The sequence below is a fragment of the Pseudomonas sp. Marseille-Q8238 genome (assembly GCF_965111915.1).
Map to the genome: position 1 here is coordinate 3,282,751 of NZ_CBCOPI010000001.1, position 20,286 is coordinate 3,303,036.

The following is a 20,286-nucleotide window of genomic DNA, read 5'->3' on the forward strand; positions in this document are numbered from 1 at the left end:
GTTCAGCCACCGATGATCTTCATCACCGTCACGCCACCGGAAAAGGCCAGTTCCTGCTTGTCTGCCAGGGCCTGTACCAGCAGGCGCTGCAAGGCCGGCAGGGCCTGATGGCGAGGTTTGTCGAGCAAGTCACCGACATAATGTCGATTGCTCGATGACAGGCAGCCATGCAGCCAACCGGTAGACGACAGACGCAGACGCGAACAGGTACGGCAGAACGGCACGCTTTCGTTGGCAATGATGCCGAAGAAACCCTGACCGGGAATTTCATAACGCAGCGCAGTGGCGTCCACGGGAGCCTCGGCCTGCACGAAGGTATGGCGCTCACCGAGCGTCTCCAGCAGCGCACTCATGCCATAGAACTGCTGCTGGAAGGTCTGTCCCTCACGCGCCAGGTGGCCCATGCGCATCAACTCGATAAAGCGCAGCTCGAAGCCATGCTCGAGGCAATAATCGAGCATCGGTAATACCTGGTCATGGTTGACGCCCCGTAGCGGCACCATGTTGAGCTTGATCTTCATGCCCGCTGCATGCGCCTGCTGCAGCCCATCGAGGACCGTGGCCAGATCCCCTCCACGAGCAATCCGACGAAAGGCCGCAGGGTCGAGCGTATCCAGAGACACATTCAACCGGCGTACGCCACTGTCCAGCAGCAGGGGCAGCTTGCGCGCGAGTAATTGGCCATTGGTGGTCAGGCTGATATCCGCCAGCCCCAACGTGCCGACCTCATGCAGAAAGGGCTCAAGCTTGGGGCTGACCAGCGGCTCACCGCCAGTGATGCGCAAGCGCTCGATACCTGCGGCTTCGATCAGATAGGCGACACCGCGCACCATGGCTGGCGCCGAGAGCTCGTCCTGTGCAGCGACCAGACGCTTGCCGTCGGGCACGCAGTAGGTGCAGGCGTAGTTGCAGGCGGCGGTCAGGCTGATGCGCAAATTGCGAAAGCGCCTGCCCTGACGGTCAACGATCATTGAGAACTCCGGCGGGATACACGCCGGAGTATATGCCCGCTGCCAGCGATGCAACATGCATCATGAGCGGGCTGAATGTGGCATCAGGCTGCAGGCGTGTCGCCGTCGCGCTTGCGCTTGTTGCCCATGCGCACGCCAATGTCCATGAGGAACTGGAAGAAACCATCCTGATCTTCCAGCACATTGCTCCAGAACGGCGAGTGGTAGAGGGCTACCGCGCCATGCACCAGCGCCCAGGCTGCGCAGTAATGGAAATACGGCGGTACGTCCTCCAGCTTGCCTTCGGCGATGCGCCCCTTGATTAACTGGGTCAGGCGCTCGAAGTTGGAGGCACGGATCTTGTGCAGTTGCTCGACCATTTCCGGGACCTGCGCGCCCTTGACCACCTTTTCTTCCAGGCGATCGAACAGGCGATAGCGCTGCGGGTCACGCATGCGGAACTCGAAGTAGGCGCGTGACAACGCCTCTTTGTCACGGTCCACATCGGCCGAATGGAACAGCGCATTGAGGTCGCGCTCATAGTCGAGCATCAGGCGCAGGTAGATCTCCGCCTTCGACTTGAAATGCTTGTAGATCGTGCCTTTGCCAATGCCCACCGTGTCGGCGATCATCTCGACGGTCACGCTGTCTTCACCCTGTTCGAGGAATAATTTCAGCGCGGTATCGAGAATTTCCTGTTCGCGACGACGGAATTCACGAACTTTGCGAGGTTCTTTATTCATAAAGTGACTACAGGATGCAAAATCGAAGCGCATTATTATGCCTGTTCAGCGCTAAATTGCACGGATCATCGCCCATATGTCAGCCGTTCCTATCGAGTTCCCTCACATTTCCGGTCTGCGCTACCTCAACCATGCCGCTGTGGCGCCCTGGCCAAGGCGTGCCACAGAAGCCGTACGCAGCTTCGCCGAACAGAATAGCCTGATCGGTGCGCGTGACTATCCAGATTGGCTAAAAATTGAGCAGCGCCTGCGTCTGCGCCTGAAACGCCTGCTCAATGCGCCGAGCAGCGATGACATCGCCCTAGTGAAGAACACCTCGGAAGCCTTGTCGTTCGTCGCCTTCGGCCTCGATTGGCGGGCCGGTGACCAGATCGTCATCAGCAACGAAGAGTTCCCTTCAAACCGAGTCGTATGGGAGGCCCTCAAGCCTCGCGGCGTCGAGGTCATCCAGGTCGATCTGCGCGGCAAGGACCCGGAAGCCGACCTGCTCGCCGCCTGTGGTCCGCGCACTCGCCTGCTGGCGATCAGCGCCGTGCAATATGCCAGCGGCCTGCGCCTGGACCTGTTGCGCCTCGGGGCCGGCTGCCAAGCCCGTGGTGTACTGTTCTGCGTGGATGCCATTCAGCAACTCGGCGCTCAACCCTTCGATGCCCAGGCCAATGGTTGCGCCTTCGCCATGGCCGATGGGCATAAATGGATGCTCGGCCCAGAGGGCCTTGGGGGGTTCTACTGCCGCGCCGACCTGCGCGAACACCTGACCCTGCACGAATATGGTTGGCATATGCTGGAGCACGCCGGCGACTACGACCGCAGTGACTGGCAACCCGCCCATAGCGCCCGGCGCTTCGAATGCGGCAGCCCGAACATGCTTGGCGCGATGGCACTTGAGGCCAGCCTGTCGTTACTGGAAGAAGTCGGCATGCCCCAGGTCGCCGCCCAGATCGAAGAACGCATGGTGCTTCTGCAGCAAGGGCTGCAGCGCCTGGGCGCTACCCTGCACAGCCCACTCGATCCTGATCGCCGCGCCGGCATTCTCACCTTCAGCCTGGGCGGCTGGGATAACCAGGCGCTGTTCGCCAGGCTCAAGGAACAACAAATCGTCTGCGCTCAACGGGGCCCGGGCATCCGTTTTTCGCCGCATTTCTACACGGAACTCGCCGTTATCGAGCAAACATTGGACGTACTGGGCCAGTTGCTGCCTGGCTGAGTGCTCAGCAGCGGCCCAAGTATTCCAAATCTGTTTAAAAAACACTCAGCCCCCGCCTGGACGCTCGGCAAACATGGCCAATACTTCAACGTACTGGCGTGCGGCATCCCCCCAAGTGCCCCACCAGGCTGGGTACCGTGGACCGCGTACCCTGTTTACTCCTAATGGTCTTGACCCGGATTCATCCCCCAGAACCCGGGTTTTTTTTGCCCCGGATTTACTGTGCAGCGCCGCTGGAGACCCTAGCCAACGGGAACAGGCGCTGGAAGTTGGCACTGGTCTGCTCAGCCAGGGTCTCGGCACTGACACCACGCAGCACGGCCAGATAATCCGCCACTTCGCGCACGTACTGCGGCAGATTCGGTTTGCCACGATAGGGAACTGGCGCGAGATAAGGTGCATCGGTTTCCACCAGCAGACGATCGGCCGGCACCTGGCGGGCAACGTCGCGCAACGCCTCGGCATTGCGGAAGGTGACGATACCCGACAGCGAGATGTAGTAACCCAGGTCCAGCGCGGCCTTGGCCATCGCCCAGTCTTCGGTGAAGCAATGCAGTACACCGGCCTGAGGCAGGGCGACCTCGCGCAACAGCGCCAGGGTATCGGCACGCGCTTCGCGGGTATGCACGATGACCGGCTTGCCGGTGATGCGTGAGGCCTCCAGATGCAGGCGAAAGGATTGCTGCTGCAGCTCCGCGGCTTCGGGCTCGTAGTGGTAATCGAGACCGGTCTCGCCAATCGCCACCACATGTGGATGGTTGAGTTCACCGAGCAGCCACTCCAGGGCCGGCGCCTCCCCTGCTTGCAGATCCAGCGGGTGCACCCCTACCGAGCAGTCGACATCGGCATAGCGATCGGCCAACGCCTTCACGGTGCCGGCGTTTTCAGCACTGACACCGATGCAGAGAAAGTGACCGACACCACGGTGACGAGCGGCATCCAAGGCCGCATCGAGCGAACCGTCATGGGCGCCCAGATCGAGGCGGTCGAGGTGGCAATGGGAGTCGATCAGCATGGGTATACCACTCAAACGAAAACGCCACCGACATCGGTGGCGTAGCGGTGCAGAAAAGAGATTACATGGTGTGGGTCGGTCGATCCGATTTCAGCGCGCCCGCCAGGTAGGTCTCGATCTTGTTGCGGGCCGTATTGTCGCCATCGTTGAACTGCACACCCACACCGGCGGCGCGGTTACCTTGCGCACCTTTCGGGGTGATCCAGACCACCTTGCCAGCAACTGGAATCTTTTCCGGCTCATCCATCAGATTGAGCAACATGAAGACTTCGTCGCCGAGTTTGTAGGTCTTGCCAGTCGGGATGAACAGCCCACCATTCTTGATGAAGGGCATATAGGCCGCATAGAGCACGGACTTGTCCTTGATGGTCAGGGACAGAATCCCGTTACGCGGGCCAAGATTAGGTGGCAAGCTCATGCAGCATTCCTAGCGATACGTTCCAATTTTCGATTCTAGCCCGACGCAGGCAGGCTTGCCCACTGCACCAGTAGCGCTTCGAGAAGCAAAACACTATTCAGATTCGCCTTGCCCAGAACTTTTTGCCGCTGCTGCAGCAACCAGTCCTGCATGGCCAGCACCTTGGGCTGTGGCGCCTTGGTGGCCAGATACTGTACGACCTTGCGCATATCCTCCATGCCCAACCCTTCTTCGTCGTGGGTCAGCTGGTAGCGCAGCATCAACTGCGCCCAGTCGCAAAACCAGTCGAACAGCATGAGCATCGGCAACGCTTTCCAGCTTTCCGCCAACTGGCTGGCACTGGCTTGTTGCTTGAGCAACTTCTTCACGCCCTCTACCACCAAGGCCCGCTGCTCACGCACGCCCTGCTGCTGCAAGCGCCGGGCAGCCAGCGGCGAGCCTGCAGCCAACTGCAGCAGGTCCACGCGCTCCTGTTCACTGCAATCGGGCAGCGCCTGCGTCAGCCAGGCGAGGCTGCTGGCCTGATCCGGCAACGGACATGCTTGCTGCACGCAACGACTCTTCACCGTTGGCAACAACCGACTCGGCTGGTGGCTGACCAGCAGCAATACGGTATTGCCAGCGGGCTCTTCCAGGCTTTTCAGCAAGGCATTGGCAGCGTTGACGTTCATCGCCTCCACCGGCTCCAGCAGCACCACCTTGCGCCCCCCGAGCTGAGCGGTCTGCACCACGAAGCTGACCAGGTCACGCACCTGGTCGACCTTGATCGCCTTGTCCGCCTCTTCGGGTTCGAGTACGTAATTGTCCGGATGTGTGCCCGCCGCCAGCAGATGACAGCCCTTGCATTGCCCGCAGGCCTCTAGATCAACCGGGCTCATGCACAGCAACGACGCCATCAGCCGTTCGGCAAGGGCTCGCTTGCCGATACCTGCAGGGCCGTGCAGCAGATAGGCATGAGCATGCTGTCGACGCCCCGCCAGTTGTTGCCACACCGCTTGCTGCCAGGGATACACCTCAGCCACGGCTGCGCTCCAGAATCTCCGGGAGCAGCACATCGATGGCCTGTTGCACCTCACCCAATGAGCGTGCGGCATCCAGCAGCCGATAACGCGCAGGCTCTGCGTCTACGCGACGCAGGTAGGTCTGACGCACGGCATCGAAGAAGCGTCGGCCTTCCTGCTCGAAACGATCAAGGCGCCCACGGGCTGCGGCACGTGACAAGCCAACCTCGATCGGCAAATCGAAGACCAGGGTCAGGTCAGGCCGCAGCCCGCCTTGTACGAAGTCTTCAAGTTGGGCAATACGCGCCTCGGAAAGACCGCGCCCGCCGCCCTGATAGGCATAGGTGGCATCGGTGAAACGGTCACAGAGCACCACACGGCCCTGCTCCAGAGCGGGCCGAATCACGCCATGCAGGTGCTGGGCACGGGCAGCGAACACCAGAAGCAGCTCGGTATCGGCAGCCATTGCTTCATCGCTGGGGGCCAGTAGCAATTCACGAATACGCTCAGCCAAGGGTGTGCCGCCCGGCTCCCGGGTCAGCAGCACATCGATGCCGTGCTCACGCAGCCGGCTGGCGAGGTAGTCGCGATTGGTGCTTTTACCCGCACCTTCAGGGCCTTCGAGGGTGATAAACAAACCGCTCACGGCGTTTCCTTTGGTCTGGGCGGTGGGCTGGAGCGATAGTCGCTGCGGCGCTTGAGTTGATACTCGGCTACCGCGCGATTGTGCTGTTCCAGGGTCTCGGAGAATACATGGCTGCCATCGCCGCGGGCGACGAAATACAGGCTCTTGCCATCGACAGGATGCAAGGCCGCATGAATCGCCTCACGCCCGGCCAGGGCAATGGGCGTCGGCGGCATGCCATCGATCTGGTAGGTATTGTACGCCGTCAGCTCGCGCAGATGAGCGCGGTTCAGCTTACCGGTGTAGCGCTCGCCCAGCCCGAAGATCACCGTTGGATCAGTCTGCAGGCGCATGCCGATAGCCAAGCGGCGCACGAACACGCCTGCGATCTGACCACGTTCTTCTGGCACACCCGTTTCCTTCTCCACCATCGAGGCCATGATCAGCGCGGCATAGGCATCACGATAAGGCAGGCCCTCGGCGCGCTTCTGCCACTCCTCGGCCAGCACCTGGTCAAGGCGGGTCTTCGCCTGCCGGAGCAGGTCAAGGTCGCTCATGCCACGGATGTAGCGATAGGTATCCGGAAAAAAGCGCCCTTCGGGATTAGCTCCGGGCATGCCCAGGCGTGTCATCAGCGCCGCATCATCCAGCTCGCCAAGCTCCTGCTTGAGCGCCTCCTGGCGTACCAGCGCGGCACGCACCTGACGGAAATTCCAGCCCTCCACCAACGTCAGGCTGTACTGCACCACCTCGCCACGCAGCCACATACCCAAGAGGTCGCGCATGGACTGTTGCGGGACCAGTTTGTACTCGCCACTGTGCAAGGGTTGCGGGGCCAGGTTGAAGCGCCAGTAGAGACGCAACCAGAAAGCCCCCTCGATAATCCCCTCGGACTCCAGACGATTGAGCACGCCACCCGGGGTCGAACCTGGCTCGACGTTGAGCAGGCGTTCTTCAGTCAATTGCAGGGGTTGTTCGAGGACTACATGCAGGCGCCAGGCAGAAAAGCCCAGCGCCAGCACGGCCAGCAACACACCACCCGCGAGCAGCAGCAACAGTTTGCGTATCACGAATCAGGAATCCAGAAGACTACGGAGATTGTCCTGCAGTTTACGGGTGAGCGCGCCCACCGGCCAGTCGCGCCCTTGCAGCTCACGTACCGGCCAGATGCCATACAGGCTGTTGCAAAGAAAGACCTCATCGGCGGCAAGCAGCTCGGCATAGTCGATATCCCGCACCTGCGCAGCCAGACCACAGCCTGCCGCACGTGCCAGTATTTCCGCGCGCATCACCCCGGCCACGCCACAGCGTGACAAATCGGCCGTCAACAACTGGCCATCCCGCACCAGGAACAGGTTGCTGTAGACCCCCTCGATCACCCTGCCTGACACATCACACACCACACCTTCGGCGTAGCGCGGGTCATGCCACTCATTACGGGCCAGCACTTGCTCCAGACGATTGAGGTGCTTGAGCCCAGCCAGCAACGGCTGCTCAGCAAGACGGGTAACACAGGGATACAGGCGCACGCCCCGCTCGGCATGCTCCGGCGGGTAAGCAGGAAACGGGCTGCCCAGCAAAATACGCCGCGGCGTAGAAGGTTGCGCAGGCGCATAACCACGCAGTCCACCGCCACGCGTCACCAGCAACTTGGCAACCCCGACACCCAACTCAGCGCAAAAGGCCAGCAGCTCCTGCTCGATGGCAGATAGATCCAGAGGAAGATGCAGTCGCCGGGCGCCTTCGCCAAGCCGAGCCATATGCCGCATCAGCAAGCGTGGCTCGCCGCGCTTTACTGCGATGGTCTCGAAGAGGCCATCGCCATAAGCCAGGCCACGGTCCGACACGGATACCTGCGTATCCGGCCGGCCGTCGACCCAGCACAGCATCAGCCGGCGAACCGGCGGAACACCAGCGAACCGTTGGTACCACCAAAACCAAAGGAGTTCGACAGCACCGCATCAATTGCCATGGGCTTGGCTTCGTTCGCCACGAAGTCCAGGTCACAACCTTCGTCCGGCGCATCCAGGTTGATGGTCGGCGGTGCGACCTGGTCGCGCAGAGCCAACACGCTGAAAATCGCCTCGACCGCCCCGGCCGCACCCAGCAGGTGGCCGGTCATGGACTTGGTCGAGCTGACCGACAGTTTGTACGCCTGGTCACCGAACACGGTCTTGACTGCTGCGGCTTCGGCCTTGTCGCCGGCCGAAGTCGAGGTCCCGTGGGCATTGATGTACTGCACCTGATCGGCGTTCAGTCCGGCATCACGCAGTGCATTCTTCATGCAGCGAGCAGCGCCAGCGCCATCCTCGGGCGGCGAAGTCATGTGGTAGGCATCACCGCTCATGCCAAAACCAACCAGCTCGGCATAAATGGTTGCCCCACGCGCCTTGGCATGCTCAAGCTCTTCAAGCACCAGAGCGCCGGCACCATCGGACAGTACGAAGCCATCACGCTCCTTGTCCCAGGGGCGGCTGGCACGAGCCGGGTCATCATTGCGCGTGGACAGCGCACGAGCAGCCGCGAAACCGCCAATACCCAGCCCACAAGTGGCCATCTCGGCGCCGCCGGCGACCATGACGTCAGCCTCGCCATAGGCAATATTGCGCGCGGCCATGCCAATGCAATGGGTGCCCGTGGTGCACGCCGTGGCGATTGCGTAGTTAGGCCCCTGCAGACCCAGGTGGATCGACAGGAAGCCGGAAATCATGTTGATGATCGAACCCGGCACGAAGAACGGCGAAATACGCCGCGGCCCTTGGTCGAACAACGAACGGCAATTGTTTTCGATATTGGTCAGGCCGCCGATACCGGAGCCCAATGCGACACCAATACGTTCGCGGTTGGCATCCGTAACCTCGAGACCGGAGTCACGCACTGCCTGAAAGCTGGCAGCCAGGCCGTACTGGATGAATAGATCGAGCTTGCGGGCTTCCTTGGCGGAAAGATACTGCTCGACGTCAAAGCCCTTAACCGAACCGCCAAAGCGGGTGGAATAGGCGGAAAGGTCCATATGCTCGATCAGGCCGATGCCACTGCGACCGGCCAGGATGCCCTGCCAGCTGCTGGCCACATCGTTGCCCAGTGGCGACAGCATGCCCATACCGGTAACCACGACGCGTCTACGCGACACTACGAATTCCTCTTGTTCTATTCAAACCCTACACCCTAGCAAAGAAAAACCGCACGCCTTTGGGGGCAGTGCGGTTTTTCCAGGTCCGAAAACCGTCGATTCTGATCAATCAGCCGTGGGCGTTGATGTAATCGATGGCTTCCTGAACGGTGGTGATCTTCTCAGCTTGCTCGTCCGGGATTTCGGTCTCGAATTCCTCTTCCAGAGCCATCACCAGCTCAACGGTGTCAAGAGAGTCGGCACCCAGGTCTTCGACGAAAGAAGCGCTGTTGGTGACTTCTTCTTCTTTGACGCCCAGTTGCTCAGCAACGATTTTCTTGACGCGTTCTTCGATGGTGCTCATGTCTTGTTTTCACTCCTATGGAAAAAATCCGTGCAGCTGAGCCGCAGTGTATAGAAAGGGTTTTCTAACTTTCAAGCCAAACGCCTAGCCCTTTCAGATCCAATCACAGTAACGCGGTCGGTCAGTTGCACTTTTGTAACGAACTTTAGACCGATTTTATGACAGTTCCCTGAAGGGGCGAGTCACATTCAGCTCATGTACATCCCGCCATTCACCGGCACGGTTGCGCCTGTAACATAGGCTGCGCCGTCGGAAGCAAGAAAGCCAACGACTTTGGCAATTTCTTCGGCCTGCCCCAAACGTCCCAGCGGAATCTGTGTCAGCAACGCTTCACGCTGGGCTTCCGGCAGCTCACGGGTCATGTCGGTGTCGATGAAACCTGGCGCCACGGAGTTGACAGTGATCGCACGCGACCCTACTTCACGGGCCAATGCACGACCAAAACCTTCGAGCCCCGCCTTGGCCGCCGCATAGTTGGTCTGGCCGGCATTACCCATCGCTCCAACGACCGAACCAATGCTGATGATGCGCCCCCAGCGAGCCTTGGTCATCCCACGCAGCACGGCCTTGGACAGACGGAACAGGCTATTGAGGTTGGTGTTGATGACATCGAACCACTCGTCATCTTTCATCCGCAACATCAGGTTGTCACGGGTGATACCTGCGTTATTGACCAGGATGGTCACCGCGCCGAAGTCCTTCTGGATCTGCTCGAGCACGGAATTGACCGACTCGGCATCACCGACATTCAGCACCAGACCAGCACCTTCGATGCCGTTGGCCTTGAGCGCCTCGCCAATTCGCTCGGCACCGGCAGCGGATGTCGCCGTTCCGACCACTACCGCACCCTGGCGGCCCAGCTCGAATGCGATCGCCTGACCGATACCGCGGCTTGCGCCGGTTACCAATGCAACCTTGCCTTGCAGACTCATACGGTCTCTCCTCGCCTAATCAAACCAGTGCTGCACGAGTCGCAGCAATGGCATCCACACTTTCCAGACTATGGGTTGTAATGCCCTTCACGCAGCGCTTATTCAAGCCTGCCAGCACCTTGCCGGGACCACACTCAACCAGATCGGTGACGCCCTGCTCTGCCAGAAACACCACGCTCTCCACCCAACGCACAGGGCTGTAGAGCTGGGCCAGCAGATCCTGCTTGAGGGTCTCCAGATCAGTAGGAACGGCAGCGCTGACGTTCTGCACCAGGGCAATACGCGGCGCCTGCCAAGGCAGCACAGCCACGGTATCGGCAAGCTTTTCCGCAGCCGGACGCATCAGCGCGCAATGTGACGGAACACTGACCGGCAACGGCATGGCACGCTTTGCCCCACGCGCCTTGCAAGCCTCGATGGCACGCTCGACCGCCGCCGCAGCACCCGCGATGACCACCTGGCCTGGCGCATTGAAGTTCACCGCACTAACCACTTCGCCATTGGCTGCCTCGGCACAGGCTGCCAGTACGTCGACATCCTCAAGCCCGAGAATGGCCGCCATGCCACCCTGCCCAGCAGGTACGGCCTGCTGCATCAGCTGCCCACGCAGTTCCACCAATTTGACCGCTTCCGCGAAACCGATACTGCCAGCCGCGACCAGTGCCGAGTACTCACCCAGGCTGTGACCCGCAACGTAGGCAGGCTGCACACCGCCTTCGGCCAGCCACAGGCGCCACAGCGCGATAGAAGCTGCCAGGATCGCCGGCTGGGTCTTGTCAGTCTGGTTCAGACGCTCCTCAGGACCCTCCTGGGTCAATGCCCACAGGTCATAACCCAGGGCATCGGAGGCCTCGGCAAACGTATCGCGAATCAACGGCCACTGCGCGCCGACTTCGGCCAACATACCCAGTGACTGCGAGCCCTGGCCTGGAAAGACAAATGCGAGGGAGGCGGACATAAACATTCCCTTATTGATGGATCATTGCGGGATGGAGCCGGGCACTGCCAGGCCGGAACAGGGATTGGATGACACAAAGAATGCAGCAGTCACAGCCCTGGCTATAACCGCCTGAAATAAGCCTCTACCGGATCGGCCATGACGGCCACACGAACCGCAATCTGGCTACAGCAGCAAATCCTCCAGGCGACCATGCAAGCGTTGCGGCAGATCCTCGCGCACCTCGACCAGCGCCCGCCGAATGGCACTCTGGAAACCCTCTACGCCGGCGGCACCATGGCTTTTCACCACAATACCCTGCAGCCCGAGAAAGCTGGCGCCATTGTGACGCGCCGGTGCCAGATCGCCCTGTAAGCGGCGCAATAGAGGCAACGCCAACGCCCCAATCAACCGCGATACGACACCCGAGGAGAACAGCGCCTCGATACGCGCAGAGATCATCGAAGCCAGACCCTCGCTCGACTTGAGCAGGATGTTGCCGACAAAACCGTCGCACACCACCACATCGGCCTCACCGCGATACAGGCCATCACCTTCGATGAAGCCGGTGTAATTAAGACCTTGCGCCTGCTGTAACAGGCTGGCCGCCAACTTGACTTGCTGGTTGCCCTTGATTTCCTCAGTGCCCACATTGAGCAGCGCCACACGTGGCCGCACCACGCCCAAGGCCTCGGCAGCAACCGCACCCATCACGGCAAACTGATAAAGATGCTCGGCGCTGCAGTCGACATTCGCCCCCAGATCAAGCAAATGACAGACACCGCTGCCTGTTGGCACGGCACTGACCATCGCCGGACGATCGATACCCGGCAGGGTCTTCAGCACGTAACGCGACAGCGCCATCAGCGCACCGGTATTGCCGGCACTGACACAGGCCTTGGCCCGCCCACTGCGTACCAGTTCCAGCGCGACGCGCATGGAAGAATCAGGTTTGCCGCGCAAAGCCTGGGAGGGACGCTCATCCATGCCGATCACATCGGCGGCATGCTCAACATGCAGGCGCGAGCGATCCACAGCAGGATGCCGGGCGATCAAATCTTCAAGCAGGGGGGCTTGGCCAACGAGGACCAGATGAAGCGAGGGGTTCTCAGCCAGACAGGCGACGCTGGCTGGAACAATGCAGTGGGGACCGAAGTCCCCACCCATTGCATCAATCGCGATCAGTGGAGCGGACAAGGATTACTCGTCAGCGCCCTTGTCGATCACTTTACGACCACGGTATACGCCTTCCGGAGATACGTGGTGGCGCAGGTGAACTTCACCGGTGCTCTTCTCGACGGACAGAGTGCTGGCCTCGAGCGCATCGTGGGAACGACGCATGTCGCGGGCAGAGCGGGATTTTTTGTTCTGCTGAACAGCCATAACTGATTAACTCCTAAACGTTTGGGTCACGCTTTAACTGCGCCAAAACACTGAACGGGTTGGACCGCGATACCTCGTCCTCGCTCGACTCGGGCTCATCAAGACCGACCGGCTGCTGGCAATCTTCGGGGGCATGCATCGGAACAATGGGCAGAGCGAGCAAAAGCTCTTCTTCGACCAGTGCCAACAGATCCAGAGGATCTTCACCCACTTCCAGCATGTCATAGCCCGAGGGCAGCGACTGGGTCTCCGCACCTTCCTTCACCACCGCGTAATGACACTCGCTTTGGATCGGCAGGACGACCAGTTCCAGACAACGCTGGCAAATCATCTTGACCTCAGCCCGGAGCTGACTGTGTATTGTCACAGCCTTGCGCTCACCACGTTCGAAGACTAGCTCCGCGTGCACGACACCAACATTATCTGCCAGCGGCTCGCACAGACGCTCGAAACTTGCCAGCGACATTTCCCCTTCAAGGGTAACGCCACGATCAGCAAGTTTGCGCGGATCAACGTGAGGTGGAATCGGTCCATTCAACATAGGCGCGACATTCTAGGGATGCACCCACCCCCTGTCAAAGGAAATTCGGCCTGTCCGCCCAGGGGCATGCCCGTTAGAATCCCCGCCTTTCAATCAGGAGAAGCCCATGCAGCCGCTGGTGCTCGCCTCAAGCTCGCCCTATCGCCGCGAGTTGCTCGCCCGCCTGCGCCATCCATTCATCTGGAGCGCGCCCGCTATCGACGAAACGCCACAACCACGTGAAAGCGCTGAAGCGCTCGTGCGCCGCCTCGCCGAACAAAAAGCGCGAGCTCTGGCGGAGCTTCATCCCAACCACCTGATCATCGGCTCCGACCAGGTCGCCCTGCTCGGCCAGCAAATCCTCGGCAAGCCAGGAAACTTTGCGCGCGCCAAAACTCAGCTATTGGCCGCCAGCGGTACCAGCGTGACATTCCTGACCGGACTAACCCTACTCAACAGCGCAACAGGGCACTGCGAGATCGACGTCATCCCTTTCACCGTGCACTTTCGCCAACTCGACGAGCAACAGATCACGCGCTATCTGGAAGCCGAGAAACCCTACGACTGCGCCGGCAGCTTCAAGGCCGAAGGCCTGGGCATCAGCCTGTTTCGCGCCACCGAGGGCGAAGACTCGACCAGCCTGATCGGCCTCCCCCTCATCCGCCTGACCAGCATGCTCAACGAACAGGGCATTGCCACCCCCTGACCGCAAACCATATAGAAGGAAAAAGCCCGGCATAAACCGGGCTTTTTTTCATCAACGCAGTGCCGGCCCCTGGAAGCCCATCCACATGGCCAGATGCTCGGCAACCCCCATACCCAGCTTCTTGGCGAACCGGTCAAAGGGATTCTCCTCACGGGTATAGTTGACGATATCCTTCGCACCAATCACTTCCCTTGCCACATAGCTGGTGCTACCCAACGCATCCACAAGGCCAAGCTCAAGCGCCTGCTCACCCGACCAGATCAGACCGGAAAACAGCTCCGGATGCTGCTCAACCTTGAGCCGATCACCGCGCCCACTCTTCACACTGGCGATGAACTGCTTGTGCGTGGTTTCCAGCACCCCTTGCCAGAACTCGGTTTCTTCAGGCTTTTGCGGCTGAAAGGGATCGAGGAACGCCTTGTGTTCGCCCGAGGTATATACCCGACGATCGACACCGACCTTATCCATCGCACCGACAAAACCGAACGTGGCAGCGGTCACCCCAATGGAACCCACCAAACTGGCCTTGTCGGCATAGATCTCATCCGCCGCACTGGCAATGTAATACGCACCAGAAGCCCCGAGATCACTGATGACGGCATAGACTTTGACATCCGGGTTCAGGCCTCGCAGGCGCTTGATCTCGTCATAGATGTATCCAGACTGCACCGGACTGCCCCCCGGGCTATTGATGCGCAGGACGACACCCTTGGTTTTCTTGTCCTCAAAGGCCGCCCGCAGGCTGCTGACGACGTTGTCGGCACTGGCCAGCTCATCCGCCATGATCATGCCGCGCACTTCGATTAGCGCCGTATGGGTTTCACCTTTAGCCGCCACCTTCTTCAGACCAAGCCCCGGCACGAACATCGCCAAAGCCACGAACAGATAGAGGAAAGTCAGGGATTTGAAGAAGATCCCCCAGCGTCGCGCGCGCCGCTGCTCCTGAACCCCGGCCAGCAAGGTTTTCTCCAGCAGCTTCCAGCTTTTATCGTCGCCGCTGGCGACCGATGCAGTTCCTTCATCAGACATGCTCGACTACCTCACTCGTCTTTTCATAAGCACGCACGCCAAGCCAGGCGCGCAATTCGGAAAACTCATTGATCGCGAGCCGCGGCCCGTACGCCTGCAAACTATCGAGCGATTGCGCACCAAAACCAACCGCCACACTGTCCATCCCGGCATTACGCGCCATCTGCAGATCAAACGACGAATCGCCAACCATCAGTGCCTGACGCGGCGACAAGCCAAAGTGCGCCAGAATTTCCTGCAACATCAACGGATCAGGCTTGCTTGCGGTTTCGTCGGCACAGCGAGTGATATCGAAATAATCCAGCCAGCCACGCCCTGCCAGAACCCGCTGCAACCCACTGCGACTCTTACCAGTAGCCACAGCCAGTCGATAGCCCTCGGCACGGAACGCCTCCAACGACTCAGCAACACCATCGAATAGCGCAGACGGCTCAGCCTCCAACTGCAAATAATGCTCACTGTAATCACGACGGAAGCGCTCGATCAGCGCCACCTCATCCAGATCGGGATAAAGCGTGCGAACAGCCTCCGGCAAACCCAGCCCGATAATACCCCTGACCGCTTCATCACTGCGCAATGGCAAACCACAGCATTCAGCCGCACCATGCATGGAGGCAACAATGCGACCAATGGAGTCGACCAGCGTGCCGTCCCAATCAAAAATCAGCAGTTGATAATCAGGCACTCAAGCGCTCCAGCGTGCGCGCCCACATCTCATCCACCGGCGCCTCCACACTGAGTTCGCCGCCCTCGGGCAAGGCGATCTTCAAGGCATAGGCATGCAGGAACAGGCGCTTACCGCCCAGCTCGCGAATTTCGCGGGTAAATTCATCATCGCCATACTTGGAATCACCCGCGATCGAATGCCCGGCATGCTTGGCATGCACGCGAATCTGATGGGTACGACCGGTGATCGGACTGGCCTCGACCAGCGTGGCGAACTCACCGAAGCGGCGCAGCACGCGAAATACCGTCAGCGCCTCCTTGCCCTCGGGATCGACCTCGACCATACGCTCACCAGAACGCAGATTATTCTTCTGCAACGGCGCGCTGACTTTCTTCTTCGCTGTCGGCCAGTTACCCCGCACCAGCGCCATGTAGCGCTTATCCACGCCATCACCGCGCAAGGCCTCGTGAAGGTGACGCAACATGCTGCGCTTTTTGGCGATCATCAGCAGCCCGGAGGTGTCGCGATCCAGGCGATGCACCAACTCGATATCCTTGGCATCCGGACGCAACTGACGAAACGCCTCGATCACCCCGTAATTCAGCCCACTACCACCATGCACGGCAATACCGGCCGGCTTGTTGAGCACGATCAGCGCCTTGTCCTCATAGACAATCGCCGCCTCCAGGCGCTCGAGCAGGCTCTGCGCCAAAGGCGCAGGCTCATCCCGCTCAGCCAGGCGCAGCGGTGGGACACGTACCACATCACCCGCCTGCAGCTTGTACTCGGGCTTGATCCGCCCCTTGTTAACCCGCACCTCACCCTTGCGCAAAATGCGATAGATGAGGGTCTTGGGCACACCCTTGAGCTGGGTGCGAAGGAAATTGTCGATGCGTTGGCCGGCGAGTTCCGGCGCAACCTCAAGCAGCTGAACGCCGGAGGTTGGAATGGCAGGAGTAGTCATGGCGGCGATCATAACAATTTTTTATGGAATTGAAGCACTTAATCATTACTGATATAGTCGCGAACGCCGCCAAAAGCGGCCCGGCCAGCGGATGTTCGACAAAACAGCCATCCCTGCCGAGCGCAACCCTTTCAGGACGTGAGGCCGTCCGACGGGATATTCGCCGCACAAGAGCGTGAATATCCCGGAAACAACGCCTTGAGCCATAAGACGCGCAAGCCTCCCCAGGGAGCTTGCGGTAAAAGCTAACCCGCTGCGGATTCTGCGAGCGGCACCCGATTTTAGCGATACGTGTAGGGTGGAGATGCACAACCGTCGGACTGCGTAGCAACATGCTTTACAAGACGCTTCACTTTCGTCCGCAGCGACTGGTTGATTCCTCCCCTGACTGAGTGCTTCTGTCACCACAGCAAGCAGGAGCGTCGTCGCGGCCCAGGCCCCATTGGCCAAAGGCTGCTAGACACTGGAATGATTTACGACCATTTCTGACGCGCCCTGACACCGACCGTGAGAGTCGTGTGTGCCAAACGCCGTTTCCGACAGCCCGGAAACCATTGGTACAACATGAAAAGAATGCTGATTAACGCAACTCAACCCGAAGAGTTGCGTGTCGCTCTGGTAGATGGCCAGAAGCTCTATGACTTGGATATCGAATCCGGCGCTCGTGAGCAGAAAAAAGCCAACATCTACAAAGGCCGCATCACGCGCGTCGAACCCAGCCTCGAAGCCGCTTTCGTCGACTTCGGCGCCGAACGTCACGGCTTCCTGCCACTGAAAGAAATCTCCCGCGAATACTTCAGCAAGTCCCCCGAGGGCGGCCGCGTCAACATCAAGGACGTGCTCAAGGAAGGCCAGGAAGTCATCGTCCAGGTCGAGAAGGAAGAGCGTGGCAACAAGGGCGCAGCCCTGACCACCTTCATCAGTCTGGCCGGCCGTTATTTGGTGCTGATGCCGAACAACCCGCGCGCCGGTGGCATCTCCCGTCGCATCGAAGGCGAAGAGCGCAACGAACTGCGTGAAGCACTGAACGGCCTCAACGCCCCGGGCGATATGGGTCTGATCGTGCGTACCGCCGGCCTCGGCCGCTCCAGCGACGAACTGCAACTGGACCTCGATTACCTGATCCAGCTGTGGACCGCGATCAAGGAAGCCTCGCAGGGCCGCGCCGCGCCGTTCCTGATCTATCAGGAATCCAATGTCATCATCCGCGCCATCCGCGACTACCTGCGCCAGGATATCGGCGAGGTGTTGATCGACAGCATCGAAGCCCAGGAAGAAGCCCTGTCCTTCATCCAGCAGGTCATGCCGCAGTACGCCAGCAAGATCAAGCTGTACGAAGACAGCGTGCCGCTGTTCAACCGCTTCCAGATCGAAAGCCAGATCGAAACCGCCTTCCAGCGCGAAGTGAAACTGCCGTCCGGCGGCTCCATCGTCATCGACCCGACCGAAGCCCTGGTGTCCATCGACATCAACTCGGCGCGCGCCACCAAAGGCAGCGACATCGAAGAAACCGCCCTGCAGACCAACCTGGAAGCAGCCGAAGAGATCGCTCGCCAACTGCGCCTGCGCGACATCGGCGGCCTGATCGTCATCGACTTCATCGACATGACCCCGGCCAAGAACCAGCGCGCCGTCGAAGAGAAGGTGCGTGAAGCCCTGGAAGCCGACCGCGCCCGCGTTCAGGTCGGCCGCATTTCGCGCTTCGGCCTGCTGGAAATGTCCCGTCAGCGCCTGCGTCCGTCCCTCGGCGAGACCAGCGGCATCGTCTGCCCACGCTGCAACGGTCAAGGCATCATTCGCGACGTCGAGTCCCTGTCGCTGGCCATCCTGCGCCTGATCGAAGAAGAAGCGCTGAAAGACCGCACCGCCGAAGTACGCGCTCAAGTGCCGATCCCGGTTGCCGCCTTCCTGCTCAACGAGAAGCGCAACAGCATCACCAAGATCGAACTGCGCAGCCGCGCACGCATCATCATTCTGCCGAACGATCACCTGGAAACCCCACACTTCGAAGTCCAGCGCCTGCGCGACGACAGCCCGGAAGTGCTGAACGGCCAATCCAGCTACGAGATGACTCCGGCCGAAGTCGAAGAAGCCCAACCGGTCAGCGCCACTCGCACCCTGGTTCGCCAGGAGGCTGCACTGAAAGTCACGCCGCAACGCGCGACTGCACCGGCGCCCGCCGCCCCGCTCGCACCGACTACCGCCCCCGTAGAACCAAGTCTGTTCAAGGGCCTGGTGAAGTCGCTGGTCAGCCTGTTCGCCAGCAAGGACGAACAACCGCAACCCGTGGCCGAGGAAAAACCGGCCGAGCGTAAACCGCGCAGCGATGAGCGTCGCAATGGTCGCTCGCAGAATCGCCGCGACGGCCGTGGCAACCGCGGCGCACGCGATGAGGAACGCAAACCTCGTGAAGAGCGCCAGCCACGCGAAGCGCGTGAACCACGCGAGCCACGCGAAGAACGCCAGCCGCGCGAAGAGCGTCAGCCTCGTGAGGTCCGTGAGCCACGCGAACCACGTGAAGAGCGTCAACCGCGTGAAGCGCGCGAGCCACGTGAAGGCCAGGAAAATCGTCGCGAGCGCCAGCCACGTGAAGAGCGCCGTCCACGTGAACTGCGTGAGCCGCTGGATACCGCCGCCGGCGAAGAGCGTAACGACGAGCAGCGTGCCGAGCGCAAGCCACGCGAAGAGCGCCAACCGCGTGCACCGCGTGAAGAACGCCAGCCACGCGCCGAACAGGCCGCAGCCGCCAGTGAAGAAGAAGTTCTGGAAAATGGCGAGCAGATCGATGACGGCCAGGAAGGCAGCGAAGGTGGCGAGCGCCCACGTCGCCGCTCGCGCGGTCAGCGTCGTCGCAGCAATCGTCGTGAGCGTCAGCGTGATGCAGATGGCAATCTGATCGAAGGCAGCGAAAACGAAGAAGCCGAAGAAAATGGCAGCCCAGTCGTTGCTGCAGCAGCAGTTGCAGTCGCTGCCGAAGCCCTGGTTTCCGGAAGCCCTGCCCCTGCTGAAGATCAGCAGCCACGTGTAGAAGCCACTGCCGAGACCGCCGAAGTCGCTGTTGCGCCAGTCGAAGTCGAAGCACCTGCTGAAGTCGTGGAAGCGCCTGCCGCACCTGCCGCCGTCGAAGCTGTGGAAGAAGTAGTGGCTACGACACCGGTTATCGAAGAAGCCGCTGCCCCTGCAGCAATCATCGAGCCGACCGCACCAGTTGCAACAGAAGTCGAGAGCCCTGTGGTTGCCACTCCGGCGGCCGTTGAAACCGACACCCAAGCAACCAATGCCCAGCCCACCAATAATCGGGCCACGAATGGCCGTGCACCGAACGATCCGCGTGAAGTGCGTCGCCGCCAGCGCGAAGCCGAGCGCCTGGCTGCGGAAGCGGCTGCCCAGCAGCAAGCTGCCCCAGCCGAGCCTGAAACAGTAGAAGCGCCTGTAGTGGTTGCTGAAACGGTCGAACCGACTCCGGCCGCCGTGGAATTGATCGAGCAGGTCGAGGCCATAGCGTCGACCACAGCCGAAACAGTCACCCCGGCCAACGTCGAAGCCGACACCGCTGTTGCCAGCGATGCTCAGGCGGAAAACGCTGAAGATACACCTGTAGAGCAACCTGTTGCCGAGCAGAAAGAAGAAGCGAAACCTCAAGCCTGAGGTTAAGCCGCTACGAAAAAGGGGATGCCTAGGCATCCCCTTTTTTATGGCTCGCTTATAGACAA

Annotated in this window: 21 protein-coding genes; 3 read left to right on the forward strand and 18 right to left on the reverse strand. The window is 60.5% G+C overall.

Going from position 1 to position 20,286, the window contains the following annotated elements:
• Positions 1-2: 2 nt before the first annotated feature.
• Together ACWPW0_RS15305 and ACWPW0_RS15310 are read right to left on the reverse strand one after the other, a co-directional pair.
• Complete coding sequence (locus ACWPW0_RS15305; protein WP_454255754.1) at positions 3-971, reverse strand: GTP 3',8-cyclase MoaA; 969 nt, start codon at positions 969-971, stop codon at positions 3-5.
• 83 nt (positions 972-1,054) lie between these two features.
• Positions 1,055-1,693 carry a TetR/AcrR family transcriptional regulator gene (locus ACWPW0_RS15310; RefSeq protein ID WP_447592707.1) on the reverse strand — a complete coding sequence of 213 codons (639 nt, stop codon included), beginning with the start codon at positions 1,691-1,693 and terminating at the stop codon, positions 1,055-1,057.
• A 76-nt stretch (positions 1,694-1,769) separates the two neighbouring features.
• Here ACWPW0_RS15310 and ACWPW0_RS15315 point away from each other — a divergent pair, with 76 nt between their 5' ends.
• Entirely contained in the window at positions 1,770-2,900 is a 1,131-nt protein-coding gene (locus ACWPW0_RS15315; protein WP_454255755.1) for an aminotransferase class V-fold PLP-dependent enzyme, read from the forward strand.
• A gap of 217 nt (positions 2,901-3,117) precedes the next feature.
• Here the strand turns inward: ACWPW0_RS15315 and ACWPW0_RS15320 are convergent, their stop codons facing one another.
• The 13 genes from ACWPW0_RS15320 to ACWPW0_RS15380 form a co-directional block, all read right to left on the reverse strand.
• A complete protein-coding gene (locus tag ACWPW0_RS15320) occupies positions 3,118-3,915 on the reverse strand; it encodes a TatD family hydrolase (protein ID WP_454255756.1) in 798 nt (265 codons plus the stop codon).
• 61 nt (positions 3,916-3,976) lie between these two features.
• Positions 3,977-4,333: a PilZ domain-containing protein gene (locus ACWPW0_RS15325; RefSeq protein WP_447592713.1), complete on the reverse strand. Its 357-nt coding sequence runs from the start codon at positions 4,331-4,333 to the stop codon at positions 3,977-3,979.
• 35 nt (positions 4,334-4,368) lie between these two features.
• The gene (locus ACWPW0_RS15330; protein WP_454255757.1) at positions 4,369-5,355 is read right to left on the reverse strand and encodes a DNA polymerase III subunit delta'; all 987 of its coding nucleotides are present in this window, start codon (positions 5,353-5,355) and stop codon (positions 4,369-4,371) included.
• Entirely contained in the window at positions 5,348-5,980 is a 633-nt protein-coding gene (gene tmk / locus ACWPW0_RS15335) for a dTMP kinase (protein WP_454255758.1), read from the reverse strand. Before tmk ends, ACWPW0_RS15330 begins: the two co-directional genes overlap by 8 nt.
• Positions 5,977-7,029, reverse strand: coding sequence for an endolytic transglycosylase MltG (gene mltG, locus ACWPW0_RS15340; protein WP_454255759.1), 1,053 nt, complete (start codon positions 7,027-7,029; stop codon positions 5,977-5,979). The genes tmk and mltG overlap by 4 nt, the downstream gene beginning before the upstream one ends.
• Before the next feature lie 3 nt (positions 7,030-7,032).
• Positions 7,033-7,848, reverse strand: a complete 816-nt coding sequence (gene pabC / locus ACWPW0_RS15345; protein ID WP_454255760.1) for an aminodeoxychorismate lyase — start codon at positions 7,846-7,848, stop codon at positions 7,033-7,035.
• Positions 7,848-9,092, reverse strand: coding sequence for a beta-ketoacyl-ACP synthase II (gene fabF / locus ACWPW0_RS15350; RefSeq protein ID WP_447592723.1), 1,245 nt, complete (start codon positions 9,090-9,092; stop codon positions 7,848-7,850). The genes pabC and fabF overlap by 1 nt, the downstream gene beginning before the upstream one ends.
• A gap of 109 nt (positions 9,093-9,201) precedes the next feature.
• On the reverse strand, positions 9,202-9,435 hold the full coding sequence (acpP, locus tag ACWPW0_RS15355; RefSeq protein ID WP_437881147.1) for an acyl carrier protein: 234 nt from the start codon (positions 9,433-9,435) through the stop codon (positions 9,202-9,204).
• A gap of 188 nt (positions 9,436-9,623) precedes the next feature.
• Entirely contained in the window at positions 9,624-10,367 is a 744-nt protein-coding gene (fabG, locus tag ACWPW0_RS15360) for a 3-oxoacyl-ACP reductase FabG (RefSeq protein WP_447592725.1), read from the reverse strand.
• A 19-nt stretch (positions 10,368-10,386) separates the two neighbouring features.
• Positions 10,387-11,325, reverse strand: a complete 939-nt coding sequence (gene fabD / locus ACWPW0_RS15365; RefSeq protein WP_454255761.1) for an ACP S-malonyltransferase — start codon at positions 11,323-11,325, stop codon at positions 10,387-10,389.
• Between the two features lie 165 nt (positions 11,326-11,490).
• The gene (gene plsX / locus ACWPW0_RS15370) at positions 11,491-12,501 is read right to left on the reverse strand and encodes a phosphate acyltransferase PlsX (protein ID WP_447592729.1); all 1,011 of its coding nucleotides are present in this window, start codon (positions 12,499-12,501) and stop codon (positions 11,491-11,493) included.
• Between the two features lie 3 nt (positions 12,502-12,504).
• Positions 12,505-12,687 (reverse strand): 50S ribosomal protein L32, encoded by a 183-nt coding sequence (gene rpmF, locus ACWPW0_RS15375; RefSeq protein ID WP_003245185.1) that lies wholly within the window; start codon positions 12,685-12,687, stop codon positions 12,505-12,507.
• Between the two features lie 13 nt (positions 12,688-12,700).
• On the reverse strand, positions 12,701-13,228 hold the full coding sequence (locus ACWPW0_RS15380) for a YceD family protein (protein ID WP_454255762.1): 528 nt from the start codon (positions 13,226-13,228) through the stop codon (positions 12,701-12,703).
• Between the two features lie 106 nt (positions 13,229-13,334).
• Between ACWPW0_RS15380 and ACWPW0_RS15385 the strand changes: the two genes are divergently transcribed.
• Complete coding sequence (locus ACWPW0_RS15385) at positions 13,335-13,913, forward strand: Maf family protein (protein ID WP_447592734.1); 579 nt, start codon at positions 13,335-13,337, stop codon at positions 13,911-13,913.
• 51 nt (positions 13,914-13,964) lie between these two features.
• Here ACWPW0_RS15385 and sppA read toward each other — a convergent pair whose 3' ends face one another.
• Genes sppA through rluC form a run of 3 tightly spaced genes read right to left on the reverse strand, consistent with a single transcriptional unit; the run spans position 13,965 to position 16,573 of the window.
• Positions 13,965-14,942 carry a signal peptide peptidase SppA gene (gene sppA, locus ACWPW0_RS15390; protein ID WP_454255763.1) on the reverse strand — a complete coding sequence of 326 codons (978 nt, stop codon included), beginning with the start codon at positions 14,940-14,942 and terminating at the stop codon, positions 13,965-13,967.
• On the reverse strand, positions 14,935-15,627 hold the full coding sequence (locus tag ACWPW0_RS15395) for an HAD-IA family hydrolase (protein WP_454255764.1): 693 nt from the start codon (positions 15,625-15,627) through the stop codon (positions 14,935-14,937). The genes sppA and ACWPW0_RS15395 overlap by 8 nt, the downstream gene beginning before the upstream one ends.
• Positions 15,620-16,573 carry a 23S rRNA pseudouridine(955/2504/2580) synthase RluC gene (gene rluC / locus ACWPW0_RS15400; RefSeq protein WP_447592740.1) on the reverse strand — a complete coding sequence of 318 codons (954 nt, stop codon included), beginning with the start codon at positions 16,571-16,573 and terminating at the stop codon, positions 15,620-15,622. Before rluC ends, ACWPW0_RS15395 begins: the two co-directional genes overlap by 8 nt.
• Positions 16,574-17,137: 564 nt before the next feature.
• On the opposite strand from rluC, the gene rne reads away from it, so the two are divergent.
• The gene (rne, locus tag ACWPW0_RS15405) at positions 17,138-20,221 is read left to right on the forward strand and encodes a ribonuclease E (RefSeq protein ID WP_454255765.1); all 3,084 of its coding nucleotides are present in this window, start codon (positions 17,138-17,140) and stop codon (positions 20,219-20,221) included.
• Positions 20,222-20,286 lie beyond the last annotated feature (65 nt).